At 67.9% G+C, this 15412-nt stretch carries 19 protein-coding genes; 7 read left to right on the top strand and 12 right to left on the bottom strand.

Going from position 1 to position 15412, the window contains the following annotated elements:
- Positions 1-56: 56 nt before the first annotated feature.
- Positions 57-1763 carry a M1 family metallopeptidase gene (locus AC07NN_RS21790; protein WP_494645940.1) on the top strand — a complete coding sequence of 569 codons (1707 nt, stop codon included), beginning with the start codon at positions 57-59 and terminating at the stop codon, positions 1761-1763.
- A gap of 135 nt (positions 1764-1898) precedes the next feature.
- Positions 1899-2426: a VanZ family protein gene (locus tag AC07NN_RS21785; protein WP_494645728.1), complete on the top strand. Its 528-nt coding sequence runs from the start codon at positions 1899-1901 to the stop codon at positions 2424-2426.
- Between the two features lie 9 nt (positions 2427-2435).
- Here the strand turns inward: AC07NN_RS21785 and AC07NN_RS21780 are convergent, their stop codons facing one another.
- The 5 genes from AC07NN_RS21780 to AC07NN_RS21760 form a co-directional block, all read right to left on the bottom strand.
- A complete protein-coding gene (locus tag AC07NN_RS21780; protein ID WP_494645726.1) occupies positions 2436-2720 on the bottom strand; it encodes a hypothetical protein in 285 nt (94 codons plus the stop codon).
- A 249-nt stretch (positions 2721-2969) separates the two neighbouring features.
- Positions 2970-3533 (bottom strand): HNH endonuclease, encoded by a 564-nt coding sequence (locus AC07NN_RS21775; RefSeq protein ID WP_494645938.1) that lies wholly within the window; start codon positions 3531-3533, stop codon positions 2970-2972.
- A 175-nt stretch (positions 3534-3708) separates the two neighbouring features.
- Positions 3709-4350, bottom strand: coding sequence for a DNA-3-methyladenine glycosylase family protein (locus AC07NN_RS21770; RefSeq protein ID WP_494645723.1), 642 nt, complete (start codon positions 4348-4350; stop codon positions 3709-3711).
- Between the two features lie 65 nt (positions 4351-4415).
- A complete protein-coding gene (gene greA, locus AC07NN_RS21765) occupies positions 4416-4898 on the bottom strand; it encodes a transcription elongation factor GreA (protein ID WP_494645721.1) in 483 nt (160 codons plus the stop codon).
- 186 nt (positions 4899-5084) lie between these two features.
- Positions 5085-5195, bottom strand: a complete 111-nt coding sequence (locus tag AC07NN_RS21760; protein WP_494645719.1) for a hypothetical protein — start codon at positions 5193-5195, stop codon at positions 5085-5087.
- A 168-nt stretch (positions 5196-5363) separates the two neighbouring features.
- Here AC07NN_RS21760 and AC07NN_RS21755 point away from each other — a divergent pair, with 168 nt between their 5' ends.
- A complete protein-coding gene (locus AC07NN_RS21755; protein WP_494645715.1) occupies positions 5364-5990 on the top strand; it encodes a TetR/AcrR family transcriptional regulator in 627 nt (208 codons plus the stop codon).
- Between the two features lie 8 nt (positions 5991-5998).
- Positions 5999-6841: a tRNA glutamyl-Q(34) synthetase GluQRS gene (gluQRS, locus tag AC07NN_RS21750; RefSeq protein ID WP_494645709.1), complete on the top strand. Its 843-nt coding sequence runs from the start codon at positions 5999-6001 to the stop codon at positions 6839-6841.
- Positions 6842-6975: 134 nt separating this feature from the next.
- Here the strand turns inward: gluQRS and AC07NN_RS21745 are convergent, their stop codons facing one another.
- The 5 genes from AC07NN_RS21745 to AC07NN_RS21725 all read right to left on the bottom strand — a co-directional run bounded on the left by AC07NN_RS21745 (position 6976) and on the right by AC07NN_RS21725 (position 10828).
- The gene (locus AC07NN_RS21745) at positions 6976-7287 is read right to left on the bottom strand and encodes a winged helix-turn-helix domain-containing protein (RefSeq protein WP_494645705.1); all 312 of its coding nucleotides are present in this window, start codon (positions 7285-7287) and stop codon (positions 6976-6978) included.
- A gap of 7 nt (positions 7288-7294) precedes the next feature.
- Complete coding sequence (locus tag AC07NN_RS21740; RefSeq protein ID WP_494645936.1) at positions 7295-7942, bottom strand: hypothetical protein; 648 nt, start codon at positions 7940-7942, stop codon at positions 7295-7297.
- Positions 7943-7959: 17 nt separating this feature from the next.
- Positions 7960-9177 carry an acyltransferase family protein gene (locus AC07NN_RS21735; RefSeq protein WP_494645702.1) on the bottom strand — a complete coding sequence of 406 codons (1218 nt, stop codon included), beginning with the start codon at positions 9175-9177 and terminating at the stop codon, positions 7960-7962.
- Positions 9178-9476: 299 nt separating this feature from the next.
- On the bottom strand, positions 9477-10208 hold the full coding sequence (locus AC07NN_RS21730) for a GNAT family N-acetyltransferase (RefSeq protein ID WP_494645700.1): 732 nt from the start codon (positions 10206-10208) through the stop codon (positions 9477-9479).
- Positions 10205-10828, bottom strand: coding sequence for a TlpA family protein disulfide reductase (locus tag AC07NN_RS21725; protein ID WP_494645698.1), 624 nt, complete (start codon positions 10826-10828; stop codon positions 10205-10207). The genes AC07NN_RS21730 and AC07NN_RS21725 overlap by 4 nt, the downstream gene beginning before the upstream one ends.
- Between AC07NN_RS21725 and argH the strand changes: the two genes are divergently transcribed.
- From argH to lysA, 3 genes are read left to right on the top strand one after another with little or no spacing between them, the layout of a single operon-like run.
- On the top strand, positions 10829-12247 hold the full coding sequence (gene argH, locus AC07NN_RS21720) for an argininosuccinate lyase (protein WP_494645696.1): 1419 nt from the start codon (positions 10829-10831) through the stop codon (positions 12245-12247).
- The gene (locus tag AC07NN_RS21715; RefSeq protein ID WP_494645694.1) at positions 12244-12567 is read left to right on the top strand and encodes a hypothetical protein; all 324 of its coding nucleotides are present in this window, start codon (positions 12244-12246) and stop codon (positions 12565-12567) included. Before argH ends, AC07NN_RS21715 begins: the two co-directional genes overlap by 4 nt.
- Before the next feature lie 9 nt (positions 12568-12576).
- The gene (lysA, locus tag AC07NN_RS21710) at positions 12577-13842 is read left to right on the top strand and encodes a diaminopimelate decarboxylase (RefSeq protein WP_494645692.1); all 1266 of its coding nucleotides are present in this window, start codon (positions 12577-12579) and stop codon (positions 13840-13842) included.
- Positions 13843-13897: 55 nt separating this feature from the next.
- Here the strand turns inward: lysA and AC07NN_RS21705 are convergent, their stop codons facing one another.
- The gene (locus tag AC07NN_RS21705) at positions 13898-14482 is read right to left on the bottom strand and encodes a phosphoribosyltransferase (RefSeq protein ID WP_494645690.1); all 585 of its coding nucleotides are present in this window, start codon (positions 14480-14482) and stop codon (positions 13898-13900) included.
- A complete protein-coding gene (locus AC07NN_RS21700) occupies positions 14421-15374 on the bottom strand; it encodes an MJ0042-type zinc finger domain-containing protein (protein ID WP_494645688.1) in 954 nt (317 codons plus the stop codon). The genes AC07NN_RS21705 and AC07NN_RS21700 overlap by 62 nt, the downstream gene beginning before the upstream one ends.
- Positions 15375-15412 lie beyond the last annotated feature (38 nt).

The raw sequence follows: 15412 nt of genomic DNA, 5'->3' as shown, positions 1-15412 counted from the left end.
ATACTCGCGCCGTCGCCGCCTACGCGGCGTCGCTCCTGGCCCTTTCCGTCGGGACCATGGCCGCCGCCCAAGCCGCCGAACCGCTCAAGACCAGCGAACTCTCGCTCAGCACCGGCGGCCCGATGCCCGCCGAGCAGCAAGCCCTCGCCTTCGACCACGCCGACCTGAAGCTCAAGATCCTGCCCGACAAGAAGGCGATCGAGGGCGAGGCCACCCTGACCTTCACGGCCAAGGAGCCGCTGGACAAGCTGGTCGTCGACTTCGATCGCGTCTTCACGATCAGCAAGCTGACCATCGACGGCAAGGCGCTGAAACCCTCGGCCTGGACCAATCCCGAAGGCCGGATGACCATCACGCTGCCCAAGAAGGTCGCCAAGGGTAAGACGGTCACGCTGGCCGTCACCTATGTCGGCGTGCCGCTGGAGGCCAAGCGCGCGCCGTGGGACGGCGGCTTCGTCTGGAGCAAGGCCCCGACCGGCGAGCCCTGGATCGCCACCGCCGTGCAAGGCGACGGCTGCGACATCTTCTGGCCCTGCATCGACTATCCGACCGGCGAGCCCAAGCTGGTGGACCTGCACATCACCGTCCCCGCCCCGTTGGTCGCCCCGGCCAACGGCGCCTTCAAGGGCATGACCGAGAAGGACGGCTGGCGGACCTACAACTGGCAGGCCAAGAACCCCAACACCTACGCCATCGCCCTGGATGTCGGCCCCTACGAGGAGATGACGGCGACCTACAAGAGCCGCTTCGGCGACAGCTTCCCGATGTCGTTCTGGCACCTGAAGGGCAACACCGAGAAGGCCAAGGGCCTGTTCGCCGAGTTCGCGCCGATGCTGGACTTCTACGAGCAGATGATCGGCCCCTACCCGTTCCGCGACGAGAAGATGGGCGTGGTCGAGACCCCGCACCTGGGCATGGAGCACCAGACGATCAACGCCTACGGCAACCAGTACAAGAAGGAGATCTACGGCTTCGACTGGCTGCTGCAGCACGAGTTCGCGCACGAATGGTTCGGCAACCAGCTGACCGACACCGACAACGACGACATGTGGCTGCACGAAGGCTACGGCAGCTACATGCAGCCGCTGATGTCGCAATGGCTGCACGGCGACATGGAGTACATGGCGCGCCTGAACCAGCAGCGTATCGACAGCAAGAACAAGTTCCCGATCGTCTCGGGCAAACAGCTCAAGGAAGACGACGTCTACAACGGCGAGCGCGGCCCGGGGAACGACATCTACTTCAAGGCCTCCAACGTGCTGCACACGCTGCGCGGCCTGCTGGGCGACGAGGCGTTCTTCAAGATCACCCGCATCGCCGTCTACGGCACGCCCGATCCCAAGCCGGGCAACTTCACGCCGCGCTACCTGGGCACCAAGGACTACGTGAAGATCGTGGGCGATGTGACCGGCAAGGACTACGGCTGGTTCTTCGACGCCTATCTCTATCAGGCCGCCCTGCCCGACCTGGTAGAGACCCGCGAGGGCGGCGATCTCGTGCTGGCCTGGAAGACCCCTAGCGGCAAGCCGTTCCCGATGCCCGTCGAGGTCAAGGTCGGCGGCAAGGTCGTCACCGTGCCAATGGCCGACGGAACCGGTCGCTTGACCGTGGGCGACACCGCCCCGGTGATCGTCGATCCGGGCTCGAAGATCCTGCGTCGCCAGCCCTATCTCGAGGACTTCCAAGCCTGGAAGAAGGCCAAGGACGATGCCGACAAAGCCGCCGCCGAGGCCAAGAAAAAGGCGGAGGCGGAGAAGAAGTAGCGCTCCTCCCGCCTTCCTGGGCCTTGCGCCTAGGGAGGCGGTTTCCCTGTGGACACACGTCTCGCTAACCCTGTCGGTTTACCCGATGGCGCGACCTTGGCCGCTAGGAGGGACGTTCCTCCGGAGGTCGCGTCCATGCTCAAGCCCGTCCACTTCGTCACCGCCGCGCGGATCGCGCTGGTGGTCGGCTCGCTGGCCGTGACGGTTCTGACCCTGGGTCCGTTCCAGGGCGCCGAGCGGATCTTCGGACTCAGCGACAAGGTCGCCCACGCCCTCGCGTTCGGCGGCCTGCTGGCGATCTCGTTCCTGGCCTTCCCCCGCATGCGCAGGGCCGACCTGACGGTCGCCGCCCTGGTGCTAGGCGGCGCCATCGAGGCGGCCCAGCTGTTCGGCGACCGCAGCGCCAACCTCATGGACTGGCTGGCCGATGCGGTCGGCATTCTCGCGGTCTACGCCGTCAGCATGACCGAGACGATCCGCGCCACGGCCCGGACGCAAGGCGACCTGACCTTCGACCAGATCGCCGCCGCGGACCGTCGTCAGCCCAGCTATCGCCAGGCCGGAACGTTCGAGCCCGCGGCCGAGCCGCAGGAAGCGAAGGAGCGCGCGCGCACGTTCGCCGAACGCGCCTCGCGTCGCTTCCCACCTCGCCCGATCAGGTAATGAGCCCGATCAGGTAATGCGCTTGACGCTGACCGGGTCGCTGCCCGGGAAGCTCTCTTCCAGGCCCTCGTCCAGCAGGGCTTCCTGACGGCTCTCGGACTTGGCCACCTTGGCGGCCAGCTGGTCGTGCTTTTCGCCCTCCGCCAGGGGGCGCTTGGCCTCGCGGGCGTGGGGAGCGTCGATGTGGCGGTCTTCCGGACGGATCTTGCCCTCGGCGGCCATGTCGGCGGTCGACGCGGCGGTGCCGTGGGTGAAGTGGCGCTTGTCGCCGCCTTCGGTGCTGGATCGGTTCATGGCGTGTCTCCCGTGGCTGTTGCCTCGGGGAAGAGAACCCATCGGTCGAGGTTCGGGTTGCATCATCCGAACCCAATGTGACCGCACTGAAATATTTTTCGGGCCGGGTCTGGAACCTTCGCCTTAAGCCTGCATTTCTAGGAACAGCTTGGCGGTCAGATCCCCTTCCGCCTCATAGCCGACGGCCCGGGACAGCCATTCCTCAAAACGCCAGCCCGGGCCGTTTTGCTGTCTGAAGCGCAGCGCTTCTCAAGCCTCCAGTTCGATGTCCCAGTAGAGATAGTCCAGCCAGCTGACATGCAGTCGGCCGGGCGGGAAACGGCGTCCCCGATCCTGCAGTTCGTGCATCGACGGGCGGCGGGCCTGGTGGAAGGGCTGCATCCCGGCTTCGCGCGGCGTGCGGCCGCCCTTGCTGAGGTTACACGGCGCGCAGGCGGTGACGATATTCTCCCAGGTCGTGCGGCCGCCGCGCGAGCGGGGGATCACGTGGTCGAACGTCAGGTCCTCCAGCGAGCCGCAGTACTGGCAGCTGAAACTGTCCCGCAGGAACAGGTTGAAGCGGGTGAAGGCCGGCGGACGCTCTTGCGGGATGTACTGCTTCAGCGCGACGACGCTGGGCAGCCTCATCTCGAACGACGGCGAATGGACCACCTGGTCGTAGCTGGCCACGACGTCGACGCGATCCAGGAACACCGCCTTGATCACCTCCTGCCACGGCCAGAGGGACAGCGGATAGTAGCTGAGCGGCCTGAAGTCGGCGTTGAGCACCAGGGCCGGCATGCCCGAAGGCGGGCGCGTGAGGACCTGCATCAGATCCCCCCTTCGAGGCGCGCGTCGGAACGCTGTCGGCCTCGGCTGATGTGGTACGCGAAAGGACTGAAGACGGGCCTCCTTCCTACGCTAATTCGGGGAATCGCCATTCATTCCCGAACGCATGGAAAGGATGGTCCGAGTCAGCGACAGAACCAAGACATCTCGTTGACGGGTTTCAAAAAGGCGCGATCTCGCGGCGTTTGACGGCGCCGTAGCAGGCCCAGAGCAGATGGGCGGCGACGCCGCGATAGGGCCGCCACAGTTCGGCGCGCTTGTAGGCCTGCTTCTCGTTCGGACGGACCTGCGCCCTATCAGCCCACTTCATCGCTTCCTGCAGGGCCACGTCGCCGCCGGGGAACATGTCCAGGCGACCTTGGGTGAACATCAGATAGACCTCGGCGGTCCAGCGGCCGATGCCGGTGATGGCGGTCAGGGCCGCGATCGCCTCCTCGTCCGACAGGCCGGGCAGCGCGTCGAAGTCGCAGGCGCCGGTGAGATGGGCCTGCGCCAAGGCGCGGGCGTAGCGGGCCTTGGGGCGCGAGAGGCCCAGGGTCAGCAGATAGGCTTCCTCGTGTCCCATCACCGCGTCGGGCGTCATAGCCGGCAGTCCCGCCTCGACCCGCGCCCAGATGGCGGCGGCCGAGGCCAGGGAGACCTGTTGCTGCACGACCATCTTCAGGAGGCCCGGAAAGCCACCCAGGCTGACCCGCCATTCGAACGGCGGGGTGACGGCCTCCATCGCGGCCAGCGCCGGATCGATGGCGGCCAGGTGCTTGCGGGCCTGGAGCAGGGCTTCGGCGTTGGGCGGAACGAACATCGGCCGCAAGGGACCCTGCCCCGCGGCCGATGACAATCCGGAACTTGCTGAACCGTCCGCTCGATCTAGTCGAAGGCGGTGATCTCGATCTCGCCGCCCGGTGCGGGGCTGGCGTCGCCGACCGACTTGCCCAGCAGGGCGCGGGCGATGGGCGCGACATAGGAGACCGAGCCCTTGGTCGGATCGGCCTCGTCCTCGCCGACGATGCGGAAGGTCTGCACACGGCCGTCCTCGCGCTCGAAGGTCACGCGGTCGCCGAACTGCACGACGGTCTTGGCCGGGTCGCGCTCCATCAACTGGGCGGTGGCGCGGCGGGCGGACCAGTAGCGCAAGTCGCGGGTGGCGCGGGCCATGGCCGTGCGGTCGCCATCGGCGGCCCCGCCAGCGCTCTGGGCCGCGCTGTAGGCGGCGCGCGCGTCGGCGAGCTCGGCCTCGATCTGGGCCAGCCCCTCGGGCGTCACGAGATTCGGATGGGTCGAGATCGGCCGATCGGGCAGATCGGCCGCGAAGGCTTCGCTGTCGCCTTCCTTGGTGAAGGCGACGCTCATGGCCGGGAAATGTCTTGGATCATGGAAGGGCCTGTGACGCGTACGGATGAATGGCGTCGAAGGCCTAACGCGTCCTGATCTGGTTAGCTCCCCCGCCGAACAGGTTCAAGGCGGGGCCAGATGGAACGCGGCGGCGGGTGCTTCCGGGGGATCGGAAGCCAGCCCGCCGACTGCGAGCAATCGTCCTTAGATCGCCACGCCGGCGACGGCGGCGGCCAGACCCAGGGCGATCACGAGGAAATAGCCACCGGCCAGACGGTCGAAGGCGGTTTCAAAGGCGTTGAGCGTGCGTTGCATGGCGATAGTCCCTCTCTTTGCGTCCTAACCCCCGATGGGTTTTGGGCCGCCCTCTCTGGGGCAAACCGATCTGGACGATGCTTAGATAGCGCGCATCTAAACGCCGTCAAGATAATCTTTACAGTGCTAGGATGAAAATTTAGAAGGTTGCTGTTACAGTGAGGGACGATGAGCACCGCGACCGCAGAATCCCGCCCCTATCACCACGGCGACCTCAGCCGCGCGCTGGTGGACGCCGCGCGCAAGATCCTTGAGAGCGAAGGCCCCGCGGCCCTGTCGCTGCGGGCCGTGGCGCGCGAAGCCGGGGTCAGTCCCGCCGCGCCGTATCACCACTTCAAGGACAAGGGCGAACTGCTCGAGGCCGTGGCCCACGAGGGCTGGCACGAGCTGGACGAGGCGCTGTCCAAGGCCCGCGCCGCCACCGAGGCGGGTCAGGCGCGGATGACCAATATCGGCGTGGCCTATGTCTGCTTCGCCCGCGACAATCCGGCCCTCTATCGCGTGATGTACGACCGCTCGCGCGACAAGGACGCCCTGCCCGACCAGTTGAAGGACGACGGCGCCTACTGCCAGGTGCGCGACACCATCAACGAGAACGGCGGCGGCCACGTCAGCGACATCGACCTGGAACTGGCCACGATCGCCGCCTGGTGCGCCGGCCACGGCCTGGCCGAGATGATCGGCTTCAAGCAGTTCGCCCCGCTGAAGGAACTGCTGGGCGGCGAGGAGGCCTTCCTTCGCGCCGTGTTCGAGCACCTGGGCATGTTCGCGAAGTTCTCTCCTCCCCAGAACTGAGACCCAGCGTGACCTTCGTCACCCGGTTCGCCCCGTCGCCGACGGGCTATCTGCATCGCGGCCACGCTTTCTCGGCGCTGACGGCCTATCGCGCCGCTCAGGAAGCTGGCGGCCGCTTCCTGCTGCGCATCGAGGACATCGACGCCACCCGCTGTCGGCCCGAATACGACGCGGCGATCTTCGAGGACCTGGCGTGGCTGGGCCTTGCCTGGGAGCAGCCCGTGCGGCGGCAGTCCGAGCACCTGGCCGACTACCACGCGACCATCGAGACCCTGCGCGAACTCGGCCTGGCCTATCGTTGCTTCAAGACCCGCAAGGAAATCGACATCGGCCGCGCGCCGCACGAGCCGGCCGCTCCCTATGTCGGCGCGCCCCTGCCTGCTGACGAGGAGGCCCAGCGCCTGGAGCGCGGCGAGGCCTTCGCCTGGCGGCTGTCGCTGGCGGCGGCTCGGGAGATGCTGGGCGGCTTCGAGGCCCTGACCTTCGTCGAGGACGGCGCGGGGCCCGAGGGCGAGACCGGCGCGATCCAGGCCCGCCCCGAGACCGCCGGCGACATCGTCCTGGCCCGCAAGGACGTCGGCGTCGCCTATCACCTGGCCGTGGTCCATGACGACGCGCTGCAAGGCGTCACCCACGTCGTTCGCGGCCAGGACCTGTTCGAAGCGGCCCACATCCAGCGCCTGCTGCAGGCTCTGCTGGACCTGCCGACGCCAACCTACCGTCACCACGGCCTCCTGATGGGCCCGGACGGCAAGCGCTATGCCAAGCGCGACAAGGCCGAGACCCTGCGGGAGCTGCGGGCGGCGGGGATGAGCCCCGAGGCTCTCAGACAGGAACTCGGCTTCTCATAGAATCCGATCTTCCCGGCGAATGCCGGGACCCAGATCCCATGGCGTTTGAGCTGATTGGAAGGGCGCCGCGTCTTTGGAGCCCGCCCCAGAGCCTGTCCATCTGGACCCCGGCATTCGCCGGGGAAATCGGAAGTTTAAGAGCCGCCCGCCTGCTCCACCAACACCCCCATCGCCTTCAGATAGTTCGAAAAGGCCGCCCTCCCGGTGTCGGTCAAGCGCACGCGGGTCAGGGGCTTGCGGCCGACGAAGCTCTTGTCGATCGAGACGTAGCCGGCCTCCTCCAGCTTGCGCAGGTGGATGGAGAGATTGCCCTGGGTGACCTCCAGGACGTCCTTCAGCTCGGTGAAGTCGGCCACCTCGGCGCTGGCCAGGTAGGCGACGATCCCCAGCCGGACTCGGCCATGGATGACGTCATCCAGCCCGCTGATGTCGAACTTGGGCGCCACGATCGCCTCAGGCCGCCAGCCGTATGGCCTGGCGCATCATGTAGAACCCGGGAGCTCCCATGAACGCGAAGAGACCGAAGCTGGCGATCAGCAGGTAGAGGTCGGCCCGCTCGATCAGCACGCCCATGGCCACGCCCGACACCAGCCAGCCCAGCGCCACGGCCAGCATCCACATCCGCTTGCGCAGCACGAAGATCACCTGCCAGCAGGCGCCTTGCAGGATGAACACCACCGCCGGGTGGAAGAGCCAGTAGTGGAAGTCCTTGTGGCGGGCGGCGGCCGCAGCGAAGACGATGATCAAGGCCAGGTTCGCGACCCCGGTCGCCTGGAAGGCGGCGTTGACCGCGCGGTTGGTCACGCCCCGCTGGGGGTTCTTGCGATCGATGATGATGACGATGGTCATCAGCACCAGGAAGATCAGGGTCGGCGCCCAGGCCAGCACCATATTGCCCTGGAACCCGAAGCTGACCACGCCCCGCTCCTGAGCGAAATAGGCCAGGGTCTGGAGGCCGTAGAGCACGCCCGCCGAGCCGTACAGCGCGCCACCGGCGACGCCCAGGCCGCCGCGCTCGTTGCTGCCGTCGGCGAGGCCTCGCAGGAAGGCCAGGTCGTCCTGGACGCTCTTCAGTTCGTTGCTCATGCCGGTCCCCTTCAGCGCTGCATCATGGACGGTCACAGGATTCGGCCCAACAGGGGCAAGCGGCGCAGCCCCATGGTCAGGATCCAGCTCAGCACGGTCGCTCCGATCGTCACCGCCACGCCCTTGGCCAGGCCGCCCCATTGCTGCGGCAGCAGCATCCAGCCCAGCCAGGCCGTGAACACGTAGTGGGTCAGGTACATGCCGTAGGCGTTGGCCTGCAGGCTGGCGCCGACCGCACCGGTCTTGCGGACGAAGCGGAGGAAGGTGGCTATCGCCGCGAACGACAGGGTGGCGCAGGCCAGGGCGAACATGCAGCCGCCAACCACGTCGAGCAGCATCCGGGGCGGCGGCTTGGGCGAGAAGGCCATGATGAAGACCGCGATCACGCCGACGATCGGGATGATCGGCGCGGCCTGCCAGGCCCACCAGCGCTTGGCCAGCTTGCCTTCCGGATCGGTCAGGCCCTGGCCCACGCCCGCCGCGCCGACCGCGACGCCGGCCAGGAAGTAGACGAAGTAGTGGATGACCCGCGAGGTCTGGACCGAGAACGGCCCAACCTGGGTCCAGTGCATGAAGGTGAAGGTCGCGCTCATCGGGATGTAGGCGATGGCGCTGGCGACCACGAGACCCAGGAAGAACAGACCGGGCTTGCGGTTCGCGCCGCTCACCAGACGCCCCATCGCATCGATCGCGCCAGGCGCCACGATGTTGATCGCCGTGGCGATGGCGCCGAACGCCAGCAGCACCCACAGGAACCAGGCCGGGCCGCTGGGCCAGAACGGCAGGTGGGTCCAGGCGTTAGCGAAGGCCGGAAGCGAGAAGCCCCCGCCCGCCTGCAACCAAGCCGGAAAATAGCCCAGCGGCGCCAGCAGCCCCGCGCCGAGCACGAACGGGATGCCCAGGCGCGTGGCTCTCCCTCCCAGGAACCCGCCATTGCCCTTGGCCCGCAGGCCATCGGCGACGAACAGGCCCGAGATGAAGAACATCAGCGACATGAAGAAGAGGTCGTTGACCAGGGTCAGCAGCCCGAACAGTTCGAACTTTTGCGGGTCGCGGATCGGGAAGGCCATCCACAGGTGCGGCGCCTGGCTGAAGCCCGTGATCGGCGGCGGGTTCGGCGTGTAGGCCAGCACCGTGTGGTGGGCGATCACCAGCAGGGTGACGAAGGCGCGCAGGGCGCCGATGGGCGCATTGCGCCCGCCGATCTGGGCGACGGTCGAACGGTCGGTGGCGCTGAGTGGCGCGTGCATGATTTGGCTCCCCTTTCTCGAGGTTGACGGCAATATGCATCAACAAGTTTGTTTTGTAAACTTGTCTGCCGAATGAGCGGCGAGCGCACGAGCGAAGTCGAACGTTTTCAAAGCCATGCAAACGTCTGCCTCCCTAGGCCTTGTGCCTAGGGCCCATGATTCAGCCACATCCGGGTCTGACCAGTGCGCGCCAACACTGGCGGCGCCTCTCAACGAAGGCCGAGCCAAGCCGCGCCATGGATCCTGGGCACGATGCCCAGGAAGGCGGGAGAATAGAGCTTGAAGGAAGGGCTTGGGCCCTACCCGCGCGTCCAGTACCGGTACTGGTACCCCGGCGCGAACCCCTCATCTGCATAGAGCGCGATCGCGGAGCTGTTGTCGGTCTCGACCTGAAGCCAGGCCCGCTCGGCGCCCAGCCCCCTCGCCTCAGCGAGCAACGCCCGCAACACCCGCCGCGCCAGGCCCTTGCGTCGATGGTCCGGCGCGGTGCGCATGCCGAAGACGCCCACGAATCCTCTGCTGATCGCGCCGCAGCCGATCGCGGCCGGACCGCCATCGACGTCCAGGCGGGCGAACAGCGCCGGCGCGGGGATGCGGCTCAAGGCCTCCAGACGTTCACGGCCGTCCTCGGGATCGCCGGCCGAGGCGGTGAACACCGCCTCGAAGGCCGCGTCGGGCGTCGAGGTCATCCGGATCGCGACGTCGCCCTCCCCGCCCACCGGTCCGACCATGACCACCGTTTGCTTGCTGGACGCGTAACCGCGAGCGGCCAGGCGGTCGGCGAGGTCAGCCGGCGCGGTCAGCCCGTCCGTCAGCTTGAAGCGCGGCGGCAGGCCTCGCGCCACGAACCAGGCCTCGGCGGCGTCGAGCGCCGCCTCGGAATCCCGGTCCGGCGTTTCCAGCGGCCAGCAGGCGTTGATCCGCATCGAGCGGCCGGACGAGGCGTTCAGCCGCCAACCGCCCAGACGAGCCCGCTCGCGCGCCGGCCAGGCGTCGTCGGCCAAGGGTTCGAGGATGGCAGGGTCGATCACTTCTCGGCCAGCAGCTTCTCGACGATGCCCCGCGCCTCGGGACCGGACCAGTCGGCGGGACCCGACATGCGGGCGCGCTCGCGGCCCTGGCGGTCATAGATGATCGTGGTCGGATAGCCCTGGGCGCGCGGGTTCAGGGCGAACGAGACCTTGTAGCCCGGGTCGCGCCAGGTCTTCAGTGGCGGGTTGGCCGCCATCTCCTCGTTGACGAGATTCAGGTCGCCGTCGCGGTCGACGCTGATCGGCAGCACAGTGACCGGCTGGGTCGCGTAGGCCGCCTGCAGCTTGGCCAGGGTCGGCATCTCGGCCTTGCACGGCGCGCACCAGGTGGCCCACAGGTTCATGACCACCACGCGGCCCTTGAAGTCGGCCAGGGTCGTGGGCTTGCCGTCCAGCGAGGTGAACACCGTGACCGGCGCATCGCGCGGCGTGGCGGGCACGTCGAGCTTTTCCAGCGTGCCCTTCTTGAATTCTGTGAGGTCTGCGGGACCTGAGGGTTTGAACGAAGCGGTGGCGATGACGTATAGAACCGCCGCCACACCGACGAGGACGACGCCGCCCAGCGCCATCCTCACAGGATTGCGCTTCTTGGCCGCCGCCTCCGATTGGACTTCGCTCATATGACCGACAACGCCTCCGATACGCCCAAGGCCAACAGCCAGGGTCAAGCCATGTGGGGCGGTCGGTTCACGGCCAAGCCGGCGGAACTGATGCAGGCGATCAACGTCTCCATCGGCTTCGACAAGCGCCTTTGGGCGCAAGACCTGGCGGGTTCCCGCGCCCACGCGCGGATGTTGATGAACCAGGGCGTGATTTCAAGCAGCGATGGCGAGGAAATCCTCGGCGGCCTCGCCAAGATCCAGGACGAGATCGCCACCGGAACCTTCCCGTTCCGCGACGAGTACGAAGACATCCACATGAACGTGGAGGCGCGCCTGCGCGAGCTGATCGGCGCGACCGCCGGCCGGCTGCACACCGCTCGCTCGCGCAACGACCAGGTCGCCGTCGACTTCCGCCTGTGGGTCCGCGACGCCGCCGACCGTTCTGCAGCCCAGCTGGAAGCGCTCCAGAAGGCCCTGCTGGCCCAGGCCGAGACCTATGCCGACGCCCTGATGCCGGGCTTCACCCACCTGCAGCCTGCCCAGCCGGTGACCTTCGGCCACCACCTGATGGCCTATGTCGAGATGTTCGGCCGCGACGCCAGCCGCTTCCGCGACGCCCGCGCCCGCATGAACGAGTGCCCGCTGGGCGCGGCGGCCCTGGCCGGTTCGCCCTTCCCGATCGACCGCCAGCAGACGGCCACGGCCCTGGGCTTCGACCGCCCGACCGCCAACTCGCTGGACAGCGTCTCGTCGCGCGACTTCGCCCTGGAAGCCCTGTCGGCCGCCTCGATCACCGCCACGCACCTGTCGCGCCTGGCCGAAGAGATCGTGCTGTGGACGACGCCGATGTTCGGCTTCATCAAGCTGACCGACGCCTTCACGACCGGCAGCTCGATCATGCCGCAGAAGAAGAACCCCGACGCCGCCGAGCTGATCCGCGCCAAGGTCGGCCGCATCCTGGGCAGCCTAACCACCCTGACCGTGGTCATGAAGGGCCTGCCCCTGGCCTATTCGAAGGACATGCAGGAGGACAAGGTCCCCACCTTCGAGGCCTTCGACGCGCTGGAGCTGAGCCTGCTGGCCATGGCCGGCATGGTCGCCGACCTGACCCCGAACACCGAAAACATGGCCAAGGCGGCCGGCGCGGGCTTCTCGACCGCCACCGACCTGGCCGACTGGCTGGTGCGGACGCTGAACATGCCTTTCCGCGACGCCCACCACGTGACAGGTTCGGCCGTGAAGACGGCTGAAGGCCTTGGCGTCGACCTGTCGGATCTTTCCCTGGAGCAGTTCCAGGCGATCGAGCCGCGGATCACCCAGGATGTCTACGCCGTTCTGACTCCGGCCGCCTCGGCGGCCAGCCGCATGAGCTACGGCGGGACGGCTCCCGCTCAGGTCCGCGCCCAGATCGCGCGTTGGAAGGAAGTGCTCGCATGACTCTTTTCGGGAAGATTTTTGGGCGTCCCGCCACCCTGTTGGCCCTGACCGCCCTGGCCGTCTCGGTCGCCGCCTGCGGCAAGCAAGGCGTCCTGGAGCGTCCCGCGCCGATGTGGGACCCGGCCAAGAAAGCCGCCTGGGAAGCCGAGCGCCGCGCCGCCTCGGCCCAGGCCAACCAGCCGGCCCGCGCCGGCGGCACGCAGGAAATCCGCGATCCGGCCACCAGCAACCGCACGATCCGCGCCGCCCCGCTGCCCGGCACCAAGGACCCGTTCGGCGGTCCTTCGGCCAAGGGCTTCCCCGGCGCCACGCCCAACTAGGACTTAGCGTTGAACCACTTCGAATACGGCCCCCAGGGCCTGGCCTGCGAAGGCGTGCCCCTGGCCAAGATCGCGGCCGAGGTCGGCACGCCCGTCTACGTCTACAGCCGCGCCACGCTGGAGCGGCACTTCACCGTGTTCCGCGACGCCCTGGCGGCGGCCGGCGTGGTCGACCCGCTGGTCGCCTACGCCGTGAAGGCCAATTCCAACGTCGCGGTGCTGAAGGTGCTGGGCGACCTGGGCGCCGGCGCCGATACGGTCTCGGAAGGCGAAGTCCGCCGGGCGCTCGCCGCCGGCATTCCGCCCGAGCGCATCGTCTTTTCCGGCGTCGGCAAAGCCCGCCGCGAGATCGAATTCGCCCTGCAAACGGGCGTCGCTGAGATCAATGTCGAGTCTGAGCCCGAGCTCAACCTGATCGCCGACGTCGCGGCCGCACTGGGTGTGAAGGCCAAGGTCGCGTTCCGGGTCAATCCGGACGTCGCGGCCGGCGGTCACGCCAAGATCGCCACCGGCAAGTCCGAGAACAAGTTCGGCGTCTCGTTCGCCGAGGCCGCGCGCCTCTACGCCAACGCCAGCAACAACGCCAATCTCGAGCCCATCGGCGTGGCCTGCCACATCGGCAGCCAGATCACCGATCTGACGCCCATGCGCGCCGCCTTCACCAAGATGCGGGGCCTGGTCGAGCAGTTGCTGGGCGAAGGCCTGTCGGTCGAGCGCCTGGACCTGGGCGGCGGCCTGGGCGTGCCCTATTTCAACCACCCCGAACCGCCCTCGCCGGCCGAGTTCGCCGCCATGGTCGGCGACGTCACCAAGGGCCTGCCCGTGAAGCTGGCCTTCGAGCCGGGCCGGGTGATCGCCGCCAATGCCGGCGTGCTGGTGTCGGAAGTGATCCACGTCCACGAGCGTCCGGAAGGCCGCAAGTTCCTGGTCATCGACGCGGCCATGAACGACCTGGTCCGCCCGGCGATGTACGACGCCTTCCACGACATCCGCCCGGTGATCAAGCGCGGCGGCGAGACGGTCTATGACGTCGTCGGGCCGGTCTGCGAGACGGGCGATACCTTTACACGAGATCGATCCATGCCGCCGCTGGCGGCTGGGGACCTGGTGGCGTTCATGTCGGCCGGCGCCTACGGCTCGGCCATGGCCAGCGAGTACAACACCCGGCCGCTGGTGCCGGAAGTCCTGGTCGACGGCGACCGCTACGCGGTGATCCGCAAGCGGCCGACCTATGACGAGATACTGGCGCGGGACCTCGTGCCGGACTGGGTCTAGCGCCCAAAGAGAAAAGGCCCTCTCCGTCGGAGAGGGCCTTTTGCTTTTCCGGCTATCAGTCCAGCGCGCCGATGTACGGCAGACCCCGGCTCTTGCCCTCGTCGTCGAGGCCGTAGCCGACCAGGTAGCGCGCGGGCGCTTCCCAGGCGACGAAGTCGGGCTCCATGCCGCGATCCTTGGGCCAGGGCTTGCGGGCGAAGACGGCGGTCAGCACTTCGCTGGCGCCGGCGTCCTTCACCAGGCGGGCGGCTTCCGACAGCGACAGGCCGGTGTCGAAGACGTCGTCGACGACCAGGGCGCGGCGGCCCACCAGCGGGCGCTGCAGGTCGGCGCGGACTTCGCAACGGCCCGTGCTCTTGCGCTCGTCGTGATAGGAGGCCAGCCACAGGGCGTCGAAGCGCACGTCGCGACCGGCCTTGTAGAGAGCGCGGGTCAAGTCGGCGGCGAACCACAGGCCGCCCGTCAGCAGGCAGATCACGACGGTGTCGTCGTCGATGCGCGGCGCGATGGCCTCGGCCAGCTTCTGAACCCGCTCGGCGATCTCGGTTTCCGAGATCAGGACTTCGGGTTTGGTCTTGTCATTCATGATGTTCGGGTTCGTGAGAGTCTGCAGGGGGAGGCGTTTCCTCCCCGCTCTCATGTCCCGAGGGTTCCTGTCCAGCGCCTTCGTGCTCAGCGGGGGCTTCCTGAGCCCCGCGCAGGGCCAGTTCGGGTTCGGCGCCGCGGGCTTCGGGCTTCTTCAGGGCGGTTTTCACCGCCTTGGACGCGCCCGGCTCGGTGGCGAAGCCGATCTGCAGGTCCTTGGCCGTCCGGGGCGGGTTCAGGAAGGTGATCGAGAAGTGACGCACCTCGCCCGGCGGGATCTTGGCGTCGGCGGCCGCGGCCAGCTGGCCGGCGACGCGCTTGGAGTCCTTGCTCAGGAGCTCGACGCGCAGCGGCGGCGACAGCACTTCATGCTCGGTGATGTTGCGGATCGTGCCCGTGACCGTCACCACCGCATGGCCGTCCTGCATCGAGGGCTGGGCCTTGATGCTGTCGCGGTCGATGACGAGGCCGACCGTGTTCACCGGCAGGCCCACGGCGGCATAGGCGCCCGCCGAGCCCGGCAGGATACGGACGACGTCGATGCGGAAGATCAGGGCGGCGACCACGACCACCGCCATGGCGGCGGCCATGCCGGCCCAGATGACGCCGGTGGTGGTGGCGGCGCGGAGGCGACGCTCGGCGTCGGCGCGGGCGCGGAAAACCTTGGGAAGCTCGTCGCCCGGCAGGGCGCTGACCGGCGGCTCCTCGACCTCGGCGACGGGTTCGGGGACCTGCTCGGCGCTCTCGAACTGATTGGCCAGGGTCGGGGGTTCGGGCTCGTCGAAAAGGTCGAGCGGATCTTCTTCGTTACGCGCGGTCCAGCGGTTGCCACACGAGGCGCAACGCACGACACGGCCGGCCGAACCGACCTTGGAGTCGTCGACGAAATAGCGGCTGGCGCACTCCGGGCAGGTCAGTATCATGGCCGCGAATCGAACGCTCCCCACATATCCAATTGGGGTCGCCGATTTTAACCCTTATGTCC

It is taken from the genome of Caulobacter sp. GW821-FHT09H08, assembly GCF_059415885.1.
The sequence above is the reverse complement of the archived record's forward strand: the minus strand, read 5'-3'. Positions and strand labels throughout refer to the sequence as shown.

Coding starts and splice junctions, on each gene's coding strand:
- AC07NN_RS21790 (WP_494645940.1), top strand. CDS start 57: ATGGCCGCCGCCCAAGCCGCCGAACCGCTCAAGACCAGCGAACTCTCG.
- AC07NN_RS21785 (WP_494645728.1), top strand. CDS start 1,899: ATGCTCAAGCCCGTCCACTTCGTCACCGCCGCGCGGATCGCGCTGGTG.
- AC07NN_RS21780 (WP_494645726.1), bottom strand. CDS start 2,720: ATGAACCGATCCAGCACCGAAGGCGGCGACAAGCGCCACTTCACCCAC.
- AC07NN_RS21770 (WP_494645723.1), bottom strand. CDS start 4,350: ATGTTCGTTCCGCCCAACGCCGAAGCCCTGCTCCAGGCCCGCAAGCAC.
- greA (WP_494645721.1), bottom strand. CDS start 4,898: ATGAGCGTCGCCTTCACCAAGGAAGGCGACAGCGAAGCCTTCGCGGCC.
- AC07NN_RS21760 (WP_494645719.1), bottom strand. CDS start 5,195: ATGCAACGCACGCTCAACGCCTTTGAAACCGCCTTCGACCGTCTGGCC.
- AC07NN_RS21755 (WP_494645715.1), top strand. CDS start 5,364: ATGAGCACCGCGACCGCAGAATCCCGCCCCTATCACCACGGCGACCTC.
- AC07NN_RS21735 (WP_494645702.1), bottom strand. CDS start 9,177: ATGCACGCGCCACTCAGCGCCACCGACCGTTCGACCGTCGCCCAGATC.
- AC07NN_RS21725 (WP_494645698.1), bottom strand. CDS start 10,828: ATGAGCGAAGTCCAATCGGAGGCGGCGGCCAAGAAGCGCAATCCTGTG.
- argH (WP_494645696.1), top strand. CDS start 10,829: ATGACCGACAACGCCTCCGATACGCCCAAGGCCAACAGCCAGGGTCAA.
- AC07NN_RS21715 (WP_494645694.1), top strand. CDS start 12,244: ATGACTCTTTTCGGGAAGATTTTTGGGCGTCCCGCCACCCTGTTGGCC.
- AC07NN_RS21705 (WP_494645690.1), bottom strand. CDS start 14,482: ATGAGAGCGGGGAGGAAACGCCTCCCCCTGCAGACTCTCACGAACCCG.